This window comes from Chromobacterium sp. ASV23 (assembly GCF_016428945.1).
Classification (GTDB): domain Bacteria; phylum Pseudomonadota; class Gammaproteobacteria; order Burkholderiales; family Chromobacteriaceae; genus Chromobacterium; species Chromobacterium sinusclupearum.
In genome coordinates this window covers 14,947-28,936 of the sequence record NZ_JAELTR010000006.1, presented here as the reverse complement: position 1 = coordinate 28,936, position 13,990 = coordinate 14,947, and the positions used below count along the sequence as shown (strand labels likewise).

Sequence of the window (13,990 nt, the reverse complement as noted above, 5' to 3'; positions counted from 1 at the left end):
ACCGGGCTTGTCATTACGCTTCAGACGGATGGGATTCGCTCTCGCGGCGAGCCTTTTCTGCGAAGTAATGCGCGCGGCGGGCTTCCTTGGCGGCGGCCTTCTCGGCCATTTCCTGAGCCTTGCGCGCCTTTTCGGCGTCTTCCTCGGCCTGGCGCGCGGCGCGGGCGGCCTCGCGTTCCGCGGCTTCGGCAGCCTCAATCGCCTCGACTTCCTTGCGCGTCTTGCACGGGCTGGTTTTTTCGAACCAGGCCACGGATTCGACGTGCGCGGTGTGCGGGAACATATTGATGATGCCGGCGGCCTTCAGCGTGTAGCCCTTGGTGTGCACCAGCACGCCGGCGTCGCGCGCCAGAGTGGCCGGGTTACAGGACACATAAACGATGCGCTTGGGCGCGGTTTCTTCGGTGATGGCCTTGAGCAGCTGCACGGCGCCGTCGCGCGGCGGGTCCACCAGCATCTTGTCGAAATGGCCCAGCGCCGCGAACGATTCCTCGGTCACTTCGAACAGGTTGGCCATCTCGTAGCTGACGCGATCCTGCAGTTGATTGTGGGTGGCGTTTTCCACCGCGCGCTTGACCAGCGCCTGGCTGCCTTCCATGCCGTGGACAATGGCGCCGGAGCGGGCGATGGGCAGCGTGAAGTTGCCGATGCCGCAGAACATGTCGGCGATGCGCTCGCCCGGCTGCGGGTCCAGGAACTTCAGCGCGCGCGCCACCATCACCGCGTTGATCTGCGGGTTCACCTGGGTGAATTCGGTGGGGTAGTACGGCATCTCCACCGCGTATTCCGGCATGCTGTAAGTCAGCTTGGGCGCATCCAGCGGGTAGATCGGGTAGCAGGTGTCCGGGCCCTTGGGCTGCAGCCAGATCTGCAGCGGGCGTTCCGCCGAGCCGTGCTCGTCGGAGAAGGCCTTCAGGATGGCGAAGTCGGCATCGGTGATGTCGTCCATATTGCGGAACACCAGGATGTCCAGCTTGTCGCCAACGGCCACTTCCACCTGTGGCATGCGCTGCTTGATCGACAGCGTGGCGATCATTTCGCGCAGCGGCATGATCAGGTCGGAGATGTGCTTGGGCAGGATGTGGCACTCGCGCATTTCGGCAATGTAGCTGGAGCTTTTCTCGTGGAAGCCCACCAGCACGCCGCCCTTCTTGGCCACCATGCGGGCGGACAGTCGGGCGCGATGACGGTAGTGCCAGGCCGGTCCGGCAATGGGGGTGAGAATGCGTTCGGACTTGACCTTGCCGATGCGCTTGAGATTGTCTTCCAGCACGCGCTGCTTGATCGCCACCTGGGCGCTGAACTCTACGTGCTGCATCGAGCAGCCGCCGCATACGCCGTAATGCGGACAGCGCGGATCGGCGCGCATGAAGCTTTCCTTCAATACCGCGCTGGTATTGGCGTTTTCGTAGCTCGGCTTCTTGCGGTAGCTGCTGTAGATAACCTTTTCGTAAGGCAGCGCGCCATCGATGAAGATGGTTTTGCCGTCAACGTGGGAGACCCCCCGGCCTTCGTGATCCAGCGACTCGACCAGGGCAATCGTCTGTGGGTGCGTCATCGTCTTGCTTGCAAAATCAAACGGTAAGGCGCGGATTTTCTCAAAAATCGGCAATCCGTGCTGGTTTTTTTACAAACGCGTTGCGCAAACGCTTTCTGTTAGAATCTGCGGAATGATTCAAAGCAATGGAATGAGCAGTATGTGCAAGTGGTTGACGCTGCTGGCGCTGGGTTGTTTGTCGGCGTTTCCGGCCGCTGCGGCGGCGGTGATGCCCGAGCCGGATGTTCAGATCAATCCGGCCGGCCGGCACCTGGTGCTGAATCTGCCGCAGGCGCGGCTGTTCCTGTACCAGGATGGCAAACTGGAGCGGATTTTCCCGGTGGCCGTCGGCAAGATGTTGACGCAAACGCCCATCGGCAGTTTCGACATCACCGGTATTTATCGCGACCCCAGCTGGCATGTGCCCAAGTCCATCCAGGACGAGATGAAGCGCAACGGCAAGCCGGTTCAGACCGTAGTGCCGCCGGGGCCGGACAATCCGCTCGGCCCGGTATTCGTCCGCTTCGGCGAGAGCAAGCTGGGCTTGGGTTTTCACGGCACCAATGCGCCGGCCTCGGTGCCCGGTTTCCGCAGCCATGGCTGTGTGCGCATGAAGAACGATGACGCGCTTTCGCTGGCCAATACCGTCAGCCGCGGCGATGCCGTCACCGTGGCCTACCAGACCATTCTGCTGAACGAGGACGAAACCGGCCAGCTGTGGCTCACCGTCTACCGCAATCACTACAAGCAGGACGACCCGTCGATGCCGTATCTGGCGGATACCTTGCTGGCCTGGCAGCATCAGCATCAGATCGCCTTGTACGGCCAGCGGGTGGACGAGGCGCTGAAGCAGCGCAGCGGCAAGCCGGTCTGCATCAGTTGCAAGAGCGCCAAGGCGCAGATCAGCGGCAAGCTGACGGCGCTGCCCTGGTTGTCCCGGATGAGCCTGCCGCAGCCCTTGCCGGCCACCGACGGGCCGGCCTCGCATGAATCCGGCGCGCCGATCAGCCAGCGCGGACATGCCGCCGCCAAGGCGGGGTAAGAGGTAAGATTGTCCATGAAGGGGCCGCTGTTGCGGCCCTTTTCAATTTCAAAGCGCGGCGGCCCTCAGCGCCTGGCCGATGTCTGCCAGGATATCGTCGATATGCTCGATGCCGATGGACAGCCGCACCAGCTCCGGCCGCACGCCGGCCTGCAATTGCTCCTCCGGCGACAGCTGGCGGTGGGTGGTGGTGGCCGGGTGGCAGGCCAGCGACTTGGCGTCGCCGATATTCACCAGCCGCGTCACCAGCTGCAGCGCGTCGATGAAGCGGCCGCCGGCTTCCGCGCCGCCACGGATGCCGAAGGACAGGATGCCGGAGGCGCGGCCGCCCAGGTAGCGGTCCACCAGCGGCTTGCTCGGGCTGTTCGGCAGGCCGGCGTACTCCACCCACTCCACCGCCGCGTTTTCCTGCAGGAAGGTGGCCACTTTCAACGCGTTTTCGGTAATGCGGTCCATGCGCAGGGCCAGGGTTTCGATGCCTTGCAGGATCAGGAAAGCGTTGAACGGCGAGATCGCCGCGCCGGTGTTGCGCAGCGGCACCACGCGGGCGCGGGCGATGTAGGCTGCCGGCCCCAGCGCCTCCACGTAATTGACGCCGTGGTAGCTGACGTCGGGGGTATTGAGGCGGACAAAGCGCTGGGCGTGCTGGCCCCAGGGGAATTTGCCGGAATCGACGATGATGCCGCCTATGCTGTTGCCGTGGCCGCCCAGATATTTGGTCAGGCTGTGCACCACGATGTCGGCGCCGTGTTCGAACGGCCGGCACAGATACGGCGAGGGCACGGTGTTGTCGACGATCAGCGGCAGGCCGTGGCGGTGGGCCTCGGCGGCGAAAGCGGCGAAGTCCACCACATTACCCAGCGGATTGCCGATGGATTCGCAGAACACCGCCTTGGTGCGCGCATCCACCAGGCCGGCGATGGCGGCCGGGTCCTGGTAATCGACGAAGCGCACCTCGATGCCGAACTGCGGGAAGGTATGGGCGAACAGATTGTAAGTGCCGCCATACAGCGTGCGGGTGGCGATGATGTTGTCGCCGGCCTCGGCGATGGTCTGGATGGCGTAGGTGATGGCGGCCATGCCGGAAGCCACCGCCAGCGCGCCGATGCCGCCCTCCAGCGCCGCCACTCGCTTTTCCAGCACGTCGGTGGTGGGGTTCATGATGCGGGTGTAGATATTGCCCTGCACCTTGAGGTCGAACAGGTCCGCCCCATGCTGGGTGCTGTCGAAAGCGTAGCTGGTGGTCTGGTACAGCGGCACGGCTACTGCCTTGGTTGTCGGGTCCGGGCTGTAGCCGGCGTGGACAGCAAGCGTTTCCAGCTTCATGGGGCACTCCTCCGCTTAGTCAATATCAATGGCGATCCGCTCGAACTTATCCGCAAAGTATTTCAAACGCAAAGAAATAAAAGGCAGGTTCCATATCGCATTTTTTAATATGGGAAATGGAGCCATCCGGGTTGGCAAGAATCGGGTCGTCGCCGTTGCCGTCCTCCGTCACTTTGCGGGTGTGGTTCACTCAATTAGGAGCAGAGCATGGAAGCATTGGCGGGCAAGCTTGCCCTGGTGACGGGCGCCAGCTCCGGCATAGGCCGCGAGACGGCCAAGTTATTTGCGCAAAACGGCGCAGCCCTGGTTTTGGTGGCGCGACGGCGGCAGGCTTTGGATGCGCTGTCGCGGCGCGGCGGGGGTTCGCTGATTTTTGTCTCCAGCTTTGTGGGCTATAGCGCGGGGCTGCCGAATATGACGGCGTACGTGGCCAGTAAAGCCGGCTTGATCGGCTTGACCCAGGCGCTGGCCAGCGAGTTCGGCGGCCAGGGCATCCGGGTGAATGCCTTGCTGCCGGGCGGCACCGATACGCCGATGGGACGAGAGGCGGCCAATAGCGTCGAGGCCCGGGCCTGGGTGGAAGGCTTGCATGCGCTCAAGCGGCTGGCGCGGCCGGAGGAGATTGCGCTGTCGGCGCTGTACCAGGCTTCCGACGCCTCCAGTTTCACCACGGGCACGGCGCTGCTGGCGGATGGCGGCGTGTCGATCAGCCGTAGTTGAGGCCGCATCAGCCGGCCAATTCTCCTGCCAATTCGCCCACCCGCGCCAGCGCCCGTTGGTAGGCCTCATTCCACGGATAGCAGCAGGACAGGCGCAGGCAGTTGCGGTAGCGGCCCTTGGCCGAGTACATCGCCCCCGGCACCACGGTGATGCGTTCGGCCAGCGCGGCGCGGAACAGCTGCATGGTGTCGGCGTGGCTGGGCAGCTCCACCCACAGCAGGCAGCCGCCGGAGGGCAGCGTGGCGCGGGTGCCGGCCGGGAAGTGCTGGGCCACCGCGCCGCGCAGCTTTTCCATCTGGCTCATGAAATGGCGGCGGATCAGCCGCAGGTGGTGATCGTAGCCGCCGCTTTCCAGATATTCGGCCAGCGTTTCCTCCAACAGCGCCGGCTGGCCCAGGCTGCTGGAGAATTTCAGCCGCCTCACCTCGCTGAGGAAGCGGCCGGGCGCGATCCAGCCGATGCGGAAGCCCGGCGCCAGCGTTTTGCTGTAGCTGGCGCACAAGAGCACCCAGCCGTCGCGGTCGTAGGCCTTGACTGCGTCTGGGGTGGTGGCGCCGTAAAACAAGTCGGCGTGCGGCACGTCCTCGATCAGCGGCACCTGGTAATCGTTGACCAGCTGCGCCAGCCGCTGCTTGGCTTCCGGCGGCATGGTGCTGCCCAACGGGTTGTGTACGGTGGGCATGGCCACGACGGCATTGAGCCGCTTTTCCGACAGCAGCAGCTCCAGCGCGTCCAGCGCCAGCCCGCTGGTGGGGTGGGTGGGAATTTCGATCACGGAGAGGCCCAGGTCTTTCAGCATGGGCAGTAGGGCGAAGTAGGTGGGCGATTCCACCCCTACCGTATCGCCGGGTTTGCAGGTGGCCCTGAGCGCCAATTGCAGCGCTTCGGTGCAGCCGTTGCTGATCACCAGATCGTCGGCCGCCAGCACGCAGCCCCAGCTGACTGCGCGTTGGGCGATCTGCCGCCGCAGCCGTTCCGAGCCGGGCGGGAACGGGTAGTCGGTGGTCAGCTCCGGTTGCTGGCGCAGCAGGCGGCCCATGATGTGCTTGAAGCGGGTGGTGGGGTAGAAGTCGCTGCCGCGCGGGCTGGCCAGCGACAGATCGATGAAATCCGCCTGGTTCTGCGCGCCCATCACCGCCTCGATCTGATCCACCACCTCGCCGGTGTGGTGGGCGGCGCTTTGGCGGCGCATGCGCGGCAGGGGCAGGGTGGCGGCCGATTTGACGTAGAAGCCGGACTGCGGACGCGCCTCGATCAAGCCGCGATCCTCCAGCGTGCGGTAGGTCTGCAGGATGGTGGACGGGCTGACCTTGTGCATGGCGCAAGCCTTGCGCACCGAGGGCAGCCGTTCGCCCGGCCGTACCGTGCCGTTCTGGATCAGCGTGATCCATTCGTTGACCAGCTGCTGATATAGCGGCTCTTGGCTCATGTGTTGCTCCCCTGCAAATCCGAACAGTACAGTTTCGAACGAAATTGACCATAACAGTTGCGCAACTGTACAACTGTTATGGTCTCAATTCTATTTTTCTGAATCTGTATTTGTCCAGCCGCAAGGCATATGATGGCGGCCTTGAGTCGGGGGACTGCCCCGAGGATGCCGGCGCCTTGCCGGACGCGGTTTCAGGAGTCGTCATGAATCTGGTTGCGCTTGTCACTTATCTTCTGGTGATGTCCATCACCCCAGGCCCCAACAATCTGGTGCTGGCCTCGTCCGGCGTGAATTTCGGTTTCTCCCGCACGCTGCCGTCGCTGCTGGGCATGACGCTGGGCCTGTCGCTGCAGATCGGCATTCTGACGGTGTTTCTGGGCGAGGTGATGGCGACCATGGCGTCGCTGCAGCTGTACCTGGCATTGGCCGGCTGCGGCTATCTCTTGTGGCTGTCCTGGGGCATGGCGCGCTCCGGCAGCGCCAAGCGCGTGGAAGCCGGCGCGCGGCCCATGGGCTTCTGGGGCGGCATGCTGTTCAACTGGCTGAACCCCAAGGTCTGGCTGATGGGCTTCAATATGGTGATGGTGTTCCTGCCGGCGCAGATGAATCCGTGGCACGCCGCCGCGCTGTTTGTGCTGATCACCTTCCTCACCAGCCTGCCGTGCATCGCGGTATGGGCCGGTTCCGGCGTGGCCATTCGCCGCTTTCTGGATTCCCCGGGCCGTCTGCGCCTGTTCAACTGCGCCATGGCGGCGCTCTTGGCGTTGACGGCCTTGTGGCTGCTGTCGGAAATGCTGCCGGCTAAGCCGCTGCCCAACATGATCTGACGTCGAGAAAGCCCGTGCGTTTGCGGGCTTTTTTGTTGGCGGCGTACAATAGCCGTCTTTCAGTGTTTTCGTAGAGTCCAACCCATCATGATCCGTACCCGTTTCGCTCCCAGCCCCACCGGTTACCTGCACATCGGCGGCGTTCGCACCGCGCTGTTCTCCTGGGCCTTTGCCCGCAAGAATAACGGCGTGTTCGTGCTGCGCATCGAAGATACCGACCTGGAGCGCTCCACGCCGGAATCGGTTAAGGCCATTCTGGACGGCATGCACTGGGTGGGTTTGGACTACGACGAGGGTCCGTTCTATCAGACGCACAGTTTCGACCGTTACAAGGAAGTGATCCAGCAGCTGCTGGCCTCCGGCCATGCCTACCATTGCTACTGCAGCAAGGAAGAGCTGGAAGCGATGCGCGCCGATCAAGAGGCGCGCGGCGAAAAGCCGCGCTACGACCGCCGCTGGCGTCCGGAAGCCGGCAAGACCCTGCCGGCCATCCCGGAGGGCGTGCAGCCGGTGGTGCGCTTCAAGACGCCGCTCTCCGGCGTGGTGGCCTGGGACGACGCGGTCAAGGGCCGCATCGAGATTTCCAATGAAGAACTGGACGATCTGATCATCGCCCGCCCGGACGGCAGCCCCACCTACAACTTCTGCGTGGTGGTGGACGACTGGGACATGCAGATCACCCACGTGATCCGCGGCGACGACCACGTCAACAATACCCCGCGCCAGATCAACATCCTGAAGGCGCTGAACGCGCCGCTGCCGGTGTACGGCCACCTGCCGATGATCCTGAATGAAGACGGCCAGAAGATGTCCAAGCGCCGCGACGCGGTCAGCGTGGTGGACTACGCCGACAAGGGCATCCTGCCGGAAGCGCTGCTGAACTATCTGGCGCGCCTGGGCTGGGGCCACGGCGACGACGAATTCTTCACCATGGAGCAGTTTGTCGAGTGGTTCACGCTGGAAGCGGTGAGCCCGTCCGCCAGCCGCTTCAACCATGAAAAATTCATGTGGCTGAACGCCCAGCACATCAAGGCCGCCGACAACGCTCGCCTGGCGGAGCTGATCGCCCCGCGTCTGGCCGCCGCCGGCATCGAAGCCGCGAATGGCCCGGCGTTGACCGAGGTGATCGCGCTGGTGAAGGATCGCGTGCAGGATCTGAACGCCTTGGCCGTGGAGGCCGATTACTTCTACCGGAAGCGTGAGCCGGCCGCCGCCGATGTGGAGAAACATCTGGCGGGCGACGCCGTTGCGCGCATGGGCCGCTTCGCCGACAAGCTGGAAGGTTTGGAAAGCTGGACCGCCGAGTCCATCCACGAGCTGTTCAAGCCGTTCTGCGCCGAAGAGGGCATCAAGATGGGCCAGTTAGGCATGCCGCTGCGCGTGCTGGTGTGCGGCACCACGCAAACGCCGTCGGTGGACGCCGTGCTGGCCTTGATCAGCAAGGAAGAAGTGCTGCGCCGCATCCGCGGCTGATCCGGCCTTTCAGCCTGAAGCACAATGCCCCGCCTTGCGCGGGGCGTTTTGTTTGTGTGGGCTGTGCGCTAGCGCCGCAGCCACTGCCAGCTGGCGATGCCGGCCATGGTCATCAGCAGCGAGCCGCTGACGTGGAATGCGATGGCGGTCAGCGCCGGCAGCAATTGCCCCTGGCGCAGCAGGTCCACCACCTCAGCGGAAAAGGTGGAAAACGTGGTCAGGCCGCCGCAAAAGCCGGTGATGATCAACAGCCGCCATAGCGGCGACAGGCCCGGCAGGTCGGCGAACACCGCCACGGCCACGCCGATGATGTAGCCGCCTATCAGGTTGGCGGCCAGCGTGCCCGGCGGCAGCGCCGGGAACAGGCTGTTGAGGCGCAGGCCCAGCAGCCAGCGCAGCAAGGCGCCGGCGGCGGCGCCGATGGCGATGGCCAGTATCGATTTCCACATGGTCGGGACGCTTGAAGCGGCAAACAGTTTTCATTCTGCATGGCGGCGTCCCGCGCGTACAGCCCCGCGGCCTCACAGGATTTCGGCGATGGCGCGGGCGGCGCGCTTAGCGTCCAGGAAAATCAGCCCGAGCTTCGCCTCTTTGCGCGCGATCACCGCCAACACCGCGTCGCGGCTGGCATGGCTCATCAAGATGTAGCCGTTGTCCCCTTTGACCATCACCTGCTCCAGCTCGCCGCGCGACAGCTCGCGCGCGGTGCGCTCGCCCAGCGACAGCATGGCGGCAGCCATTGCGCCGACGCGATCTTCGTCCACGTCCTGCGGCAAGAGCGCCGCCATGGTCAGGCCGTCGGCTGAGATGATGGCCGAGGCCTCAATGTCGGCGGAGGCGCCGTTCAGGTCCTTCAAGATCGATTTGAGCATTTGTTCGCGCATGGTTTTCTCCGGGGCTAGGCGTAGCGGCGGGCCAGCAGCTCCACCAGCGTGACGAAATGCTGGTCTTGCAGGCGCGGCATGCCGCCGATGATCAGGACAAACGATTGCTGGCCGATGTACAGCGGGTAGAAGGCCAGCTCGCTGGCGCCGGCCGGATTGGCCACCGCCCAGGCCGAGCTGCCCAGGTTCAGATGTTGTTGCAGCAGCAGGGCGTGGCGGCGGCCCAGGCTGATGATGTCGCCGGCCAGCGCGGCCACTTCCTCTGCCGTTTCGTGATGGAAGCCGGCGGCGGCGTAATACAGGCCGTTGTCGTCGGCCAGCATGGCGCGGCCGCTGTCGGACAGCGCGGTCAGCACCGGCGGCAGCTGGCTTTCCAGATTGCTGCCCAGCGTGGGGCGCGGCGTTTCCGTGCCGTGGACGAAATCCAGCCGCTGCAGCCGGTACAGCGTATCCAGCGCGGCTTCGCCATCGCCGTCGCACCATTCGGCCAGCAGTTCTTCCGTCAGCGGCACGCTGTGGCCCAGGCGCAGAATCTGCGACAGCAGGCGGCGGGCGAGGGTTTTCTCCTGGCTGGCCACCGCGAAGTACGCGCCGGCGGGGGTGGCCATCGGGTAGAGCCTGTCTTTCAGTTTCAAAATGCCGTCCATCTCATGCCTCCAGGCCCGGGTCCAGCGAATACAGCAGCGCCAGCACCAGCTGCTTGACGTCCTCGCGGCGGCGGCAATCCACCTCGAACACTGGCGGCCGCATGCCGAAGCGGGCCAGCAGCAGCGCGTAGGATTCGACGTCCGGCTCGCGCTTGAGGTCGGTCTTGCTGATGCCTATCACCAGCGGCGCCTGGCGCAATAGCGGCTGGAACGCTTTCAGGAAAAACTGCAAGTCCTTGACCGGATTGGGGCGGGTGTTGTCCAGCAGCAGCACCAGGCCGATGCCGCCGCGGCTGACGATCTCCCACATGAAGTCGAAGCGCTCCTGGCCGGGCGTGCCGTACAGGTGCACCTTGCAGTCCTGGTCCAGCCGCAACAGGCCGTAATCCAGGGCGACGGTGGTTTCCCCCTTGCGTTGCAGCGTCATGTCGGAAGCCGCCGCGTCGGTGCGCACCGGTTCGATGTCGCTGATCGCGGCGATGGCGGTGGTTTTGCCGGCGCCTACCGGTCCGGCGAAGATGATCTTGTTGTCTGGGCTTGGCATGGCGTGAGAGTCCTGATGGCTTACAGGCCGGTAATCTTGCGCAGCAGCCGGGACAGCAGGCCGCGGCGCGAGGCGTCGGGCGCGGCTTCCGGCTGGGGAGGCTGGCCGCGCACGGGCGGGGAGGCGATGACGCCCAGCTTCCCTTCTTGTGGGATGTCCAGCGCGCCTATGCAGTGCGCCGCCGCGAGGAAGGCGAACAAGTCGGCCGGGGCGATGCGCAGCAAGCGCGCGATGACCCGCAGGTTGACCGTGCTCCGGCACAGCAGCGCGCTGACGCGCAGCGCGTCTGGAATCGGCGCCAGGCGGGTCAGATTGGGCCAGTGGCGCAGGCGCAGCGGGGTGTCAGCCTGGATCTGGCGGATCAGGCGGCCGCGCGCGCTCCAGATCGCCAGTTGCCACAATAGCGGCTTCAACGGGCAAACCGGGGCCTCGGCGGGCAGCGGGGCGCGGGGCAGCGGCGTCGGCTGGATGGCTGCGGCGTCGATCTGGCAAATCTCGCGCAGCCGCGCAGCGCCGCATAGCGGCCGCGCTTCGTTGCGGCTGCCCAGGATGGCGACGATGGGTTCGCCGTCGGCCAGGATCAGCGCGTCCTGGCGCTGGCGTTGCAGCAGGCAGGCTTGGCCCAACAGTCCGCTAGCGGGGTCAAAGCGTTCGATAACCGCTGGCCGCGCGGGCCGGGCGCTTGGCTTGGGCGGCGGCGCGGTGGGCGGCGACCAGGCCGTATCCGCAACGGGTTTTTCCTGTAGCTCGCGCAGCAGCGGGAAAAGCTGTTCGACGCGCAAGGGTTTTTTCAGGATGGCGGCCGGGGCGCGCTCCGGCGGGGCGGCGGAAACGATGGCGGCGGGCAGTTGGGGGTGCGCCTGGCGGAAGCGCTGCCACAGCGGCCAGCCTTCGCCGTCGATGTCCACCAGGGCAAGGTCGGGCTGGGCATCGGCGGCGTCGACGGCCAGCCGGTAACCGAGCGCCGCGTGCATGCGGAAAGCCAGCCGCAGCAACGCCAGCTTGCGCTCGTCCATGCCGGCTGTCAGCACGGTCACCGGCGCGGAAACGGGACGGAGCAGGCTGCAGGCGTCAAGCGGCAAGTCCACGATGCCGCCGCTCCTGCATGGCCTGGACGAAGGCGCTCAAGGTCAAAGTGATTTCGCCGGGCGGTTGCCGGCCATCGTCCTTCAGCCGGCGCAGCAGCCAGGTGAAGCGCGGCAGATCGTCCAGCCGTTCGTACAGCTGCAGCAGCGGCGGGTATAGCGCTGCGTCGTCGGGGCGGCACAGGATGGCCTGCTCCAGCACGCGTGTCGCTTGATCCACTTGGCCGTAGTCGAGATAGCGCTCGGCCTCGCGCAGCGGGTCAGGGTTGTCATCGCCGCCTGGTCCGGCGCGCCGCTCCACCAGCTGCAGGCACGGTTTGGACGTGGGCGCCCTCAACGGGCTATAACCCGCCTGGCGGCCGATTCTTTCCAGCTCGGGGCGGTCGGGGTCGGTCGCCAGTTGTTTCAGCATCGGATGGCTGCCGATGATCAAGCCGGCATGCACCAACTGCTGCTTCAGACGGGCGCCGTAAGGCCCCAGCGCCAAGTGGAATTGCCACAACGTCCGGCAATAGCCGTCCAGGTCACGTTGCTGGTAGTGAACATACAAGGCGTCCAGCCGGTGCGACAGCGAGCCGGGCCGCAGCCGCAAAATGGTTTCCAGCACCGGCAGGGCGTGGCGGAAATCCTGGCTGGACAGCAGGATGCGCGCCTGGCGTTCGGCCGGCAGCAGGCTGGAGACGATGTCGCGCTCCATGGCGTCTAGCGACGCCAGCGGCCGGCATCCGTCCACCAGCGGCACCGGCGTCAGCGGCGCGCCCTGGCCGGTTGGGGCCGCCTCAGGTTCTGGTTCGGGCACGGCCAGGGCTTGCAGCGTGATTTCCTCGATGCCGTCGCCCAGCGCCGCGGCGATGTCCGCCATGCCGAGGCCGAGGCGCTGCTCTGCCAGCAGCCTCAGCTCAAGATTGTTGAAGTCGCGGCGCAGCCCTTGCAGCACGGCATCCTCCAGTTGCGCCCGGTCCAGCAAGGCTTGGTCGTGCATGCTGCGCAGCGTTTCGGCGTAGTCGTGGAAGTGGTCCAGCTGCAGGTACAGTTCGGCCAGGCGCTGCAAGTGTCGCCTGGAATGCCCTGCATAGTGTTCGACATAGCCGCGCAAAGCCTGGGCGGCGTTTTCCAGCTGGCCGAACTGAATGAAGACTTCCACCTCGGTCAGGGCATCGACGGCGCCCACTTCGTAGTCCGGCGCATTTTCCGTCTGGGCTAGGGGAGTCTGTTCGGGCATGCCGGCGTAGGGCGGAGCGGCATGCGTCGTCTGCATGGCGGCGTTTGCCGGCGAGATGCGGCGCAGACGGGGCAGCGACATCAACATGATGGCGATCGCGCTGGCCAGCGCCGCCAGTGCCAGCCAGCCGCTCCGGGCATGGGCGAACACCAGGTCGGTCCAGTACGCGGCGCTCATGGCAGCGGCTCATGTTTTTGCCGCAGCGCGTAGTCGTCGCTGCTGAGCAGGTCGGTGCCGCATTCCAGCCGCTCGAACCAGTCGAGGAAGCGCTTGACCATGACCTTGCCTTGGTACGAGCCGCCGTGCTGCGGCACCAGCCATTCGATGTCGAGCTGGCGCACCATTTCCACCCACAGCCGGCAAGCCTTGTTATTGCTCATGTAGCGGCGGTGGAATCCCTCCATATGGCTCTCGCGCAAGTGGCGCTCGAAGTCCTGCACCGGCAAGCCGGCTTCGCGGCCGTCCATCAGCGAGGCGCCGATATCGCCGGAAAACAGGATTTTGCTGAGCGGGTCGTAAATCTGGAAAAAGCCCACGGTGTGCAGGTAGTGCGCCGGCACGATGCGCAGTTCGCAGCCGCCCAGCTTCAGCAGCATGCCTTGCGGCGGAATGGCGATCAGCCGCCCTTCGGTGACGCCGCGCACGCAGAAGTGCGGCAGGAAGCGCACCCACTCTTCGGCGATGATGATCTTGGCGTCGGTGATCAGCAGCCAGCCGTTGGCGGAGGCGACAATGTCCGGATCCTGGTGCGAAGCGAAGATGTAGCGGGTATGGGACGGCAGGAAGTATTCGGCCATCTCCGCCAGCAGATGCTTGTAGGTGAGATTGCCGCCGGGGTCGAGCAGGATGCCTTCGCCCTGGTCGATGATGGCGAACTGATTGGCCTGGATGCCGTCGCCCTGCACCAGTTCGGTGAAGGCGACGCACTTGTGATTGCCGTCGTCGTAAAGCACCTGCGCCATGATGACCTCTGCCAGCGTAACGGGTTCCTCGCCTGGGGCGAGTGTGACGTTGGGATATTAGGCGGTCTTGACGGGGGCGGGCTTGATTGAAATCAATATGTCATAAATGGCGCAAGGCGAAAAAAAAGAGCCCCATGTGGGGCTCTGAATTGCACCTTCGCTCAGGTGATCGAAACGCGAGCCGCAATGCGGCTGGCCATTCGATCGCGTCCGGCTCGCTGGCTCCTTGGAGTTGGCGAACTGACGAGGCCATTATGCTGACGAGCGGGGTGGGGGAGTAGCATGATTGTTG

Annotated in this window: 14 protein-coding genes; 4 read left to right on the top strand and 10 right to left on the bottom strand. The window is 65.0% G+C overall.

All coding sequences use genetic code 11. The features are described 5' to 3' along the window. Window positions 1-13: 13 nt before the first annotated feature. Entirely contained in the window at window positions 14-1,558 is a 1,545-nt protein-coding gene (gene rlmD / locus JHD59_RS04390; RefSeq protein ID WP_199153300.1) for a 23S rRNA (uracil(1939)-C(5))-methyltransferase RlmD, read from the bottom strand. A gap of 139 nt (window positions 1,559-1,697) precedes the next feature. Here rlmD and JHD59_RS04385 point away from each other — a divergent pair, with 139 nt between their 5' ends. After that, on the top strand, window positions 1,698-2,579 hold the full coding sequence (locus JHD59_RS04385; RefSeq protein WP_103319484.1) for a L,D-transpeptidase: 882 nt from the start codon (window positions 1,698-1,700) through the stop codon (window positions 2,577-2,579). Between the two features lie 48 nt (window positions 2,580-2,627). Here the strand turns inward: JHD59_RS04385 and JHD59_RS04380 are convergent, their stop codons facing one another. Beyond that, a complete protein-coding gene (locus JHD59_RS04380; protein WP_199153299.1) occupies window positions 2,628-3,905 on the bottom strand; it encodes an O-acetylhomoserine aminocarboxypropyltransferase/cysteine synthase family protein in 1,278 nt (425 codons plus the stop codon). Between the two features lie 207 nt (window positions 3,906-4,112). On the opposite strand from JHD59_RS04380, the gene JHD59_RS04375 reads away from it, so the two are divergent. After that, window positions 4,113-4,625 carry an SDR family oxidoreductase gene (locus JHD59_RS04375; RefSeq protein WP_199153298.1) on the top strand — a complete coding sequence of 171 codons (513 nt, stop codon included), beginning with the start codon at window positions 4,113-4,115 and terminating at the stop codon, window positions 4,623-4,625. Window positions 4,626-4,632: 7 nt separating this feature from the next. Here JHD59_RS04375 and JHD59_RS04370 read toward each other — a convergent pair whose 3' ends face one another. Beyond that, window positions 4,633-6,054 carry a PLP-dependent aminotransferase family protein gene (locus tag JHD59_RS04370; RefSeq protein WP_199153297.1) on the bottom strand — a complete coding sequence of 474 codons (1,422 nt, stop codon included), beginning with the start codon at window positions 6,052-6,054 and terminating at the stop codon, window positions 4,633-4,635. Window positions 6,055-6,257: 203 nt separating this feature from the next. Here JHD59_RS04370 and JHD59_RS04365 point away from each other — a divergent pair, with 203 nt between their 5' ends. Together JHD59_RS04365 and gltX are read left to right on the top strand one after the other, a co-directional pair. Then, window positions 6,258-6,881: a LysE family translocator gene (locus JHD59_RS04365; protein ID WP_199153296.1), complete on the top strand. Its 624-nt coding sequence runs from the start codon at window positions 6,258-6,260 to the stop codon at window positions 6,879-6,881. An 84-nt stretch (window positions 6,882-6,965) separates the two neighbouring features. Then, window positions 6,966-8,354 (top strand): glutamate--tRNA ligase, encoded by a 1,389-nt coding sequence (gene gltX, locus JHD59_RS04360; RefSeq protein WP_199153356.1) that lies wholly within the window; start codon window positions 6,966-6,968, stop codon window positions 8,352-8,354. A gap of 68 nt (window positions 8,355-8,422) precedes the next feature. On the opposite strand, the gene crcB is transcribed toward gltX, so the two are convergent. The 7 genes from crcB to JHD59_RS04325 form a co-directional block, all read right to left on the bottom strand. Then, window positions 8,423-8,803, bottom strand: a complete 381-nt coding sequence (gene crcB, locus JHD59_RS04355; RefSeq protein ID WP_103319473.1) for a fluoride efflux transporter CrcB — start codon at window positions 8,801-8,803, stop codon at window positions 8,423-8,425. Between the two features lie 72 nt (window positions 8,804-8,875). After that, window positions 8,876-9,238 (bottom strand): roadblock/LC7 domain-containing protein, encoded by a 363-nt coding sequence (locus JHD59_RS04350; protein WP_043622261.1) that lies wholly within the window; start codon window positions 9,236-9,238, stop codon window positions 8,876-8,878. Between the two features lie 14 nt (window positions 9,239-9,252). Next, window positions 9,253-9,885, bottom strand: a complete 633-nt coding sequence (locus JHD59_RS04345; RefSeq protein ID WP_199153295.1) for a peptidase M23 — start codon at window positions 9,883-9,885, stop codon at window positions 9,253-9,255. A 1-nt stretch (window position 9,886) separates the two neighbouring features. After that, the gene (locus tag JHD59_RS04340; protein WP_199153294.1) at window positions 9,887-10,429 is read right to left on the bottom strand and encodes an ATP/GTP-binding protein; all 543 of its coding nucleotides are present in this window, start codon (window positions 10,427-10,429) and stop codon (window positions 9,887-9,889) included. A gap of 20 nt (window positions 10,430-10,449) precedes the next feature. Next, window positions 10,450-11,517: a hypothetical protein gene (locus tag JHD59_RS04335; protein WP_199153293.1), complete on the bottom strand. Its 1,068-nt coding sequence runs from the start codon at window positions 11,515-11,517 to the stop codon at window positions 10,450-10,452. Then, window positions 11,501-12,913, bottom strand: a complete 1,413-nt coding sequence (locus JHD59_RS04330) for a FimV family protein (protein WP_199153292.1) — start codon at window positions 12,911-12,913, stop codon at window positions 11,501-11,503. Before JHD59_RS04330 ends, JHD59_RS04335 begins: the two co-directional genes overlap by 17 nt. Then, the gene (locus JHD59_RS04325; protein WP_199153291.1) at window positions 12,910-13,698 is read right to left on the bottom strand and encodes an MBL fold metallo-hydrolase; all 789 of its coding nucleotides are present in this window, start codon (window positions 13,696-13,698) and stop codon (window positions 12,910-12,912) included. The genes JHD59_RS04330 and JHD59_RS04325 overlap by 4 nt, the downstream gene beginning before the upstream one ends. Window positions 13,699-13,990 lie beyond the last annotated feature (292 nt).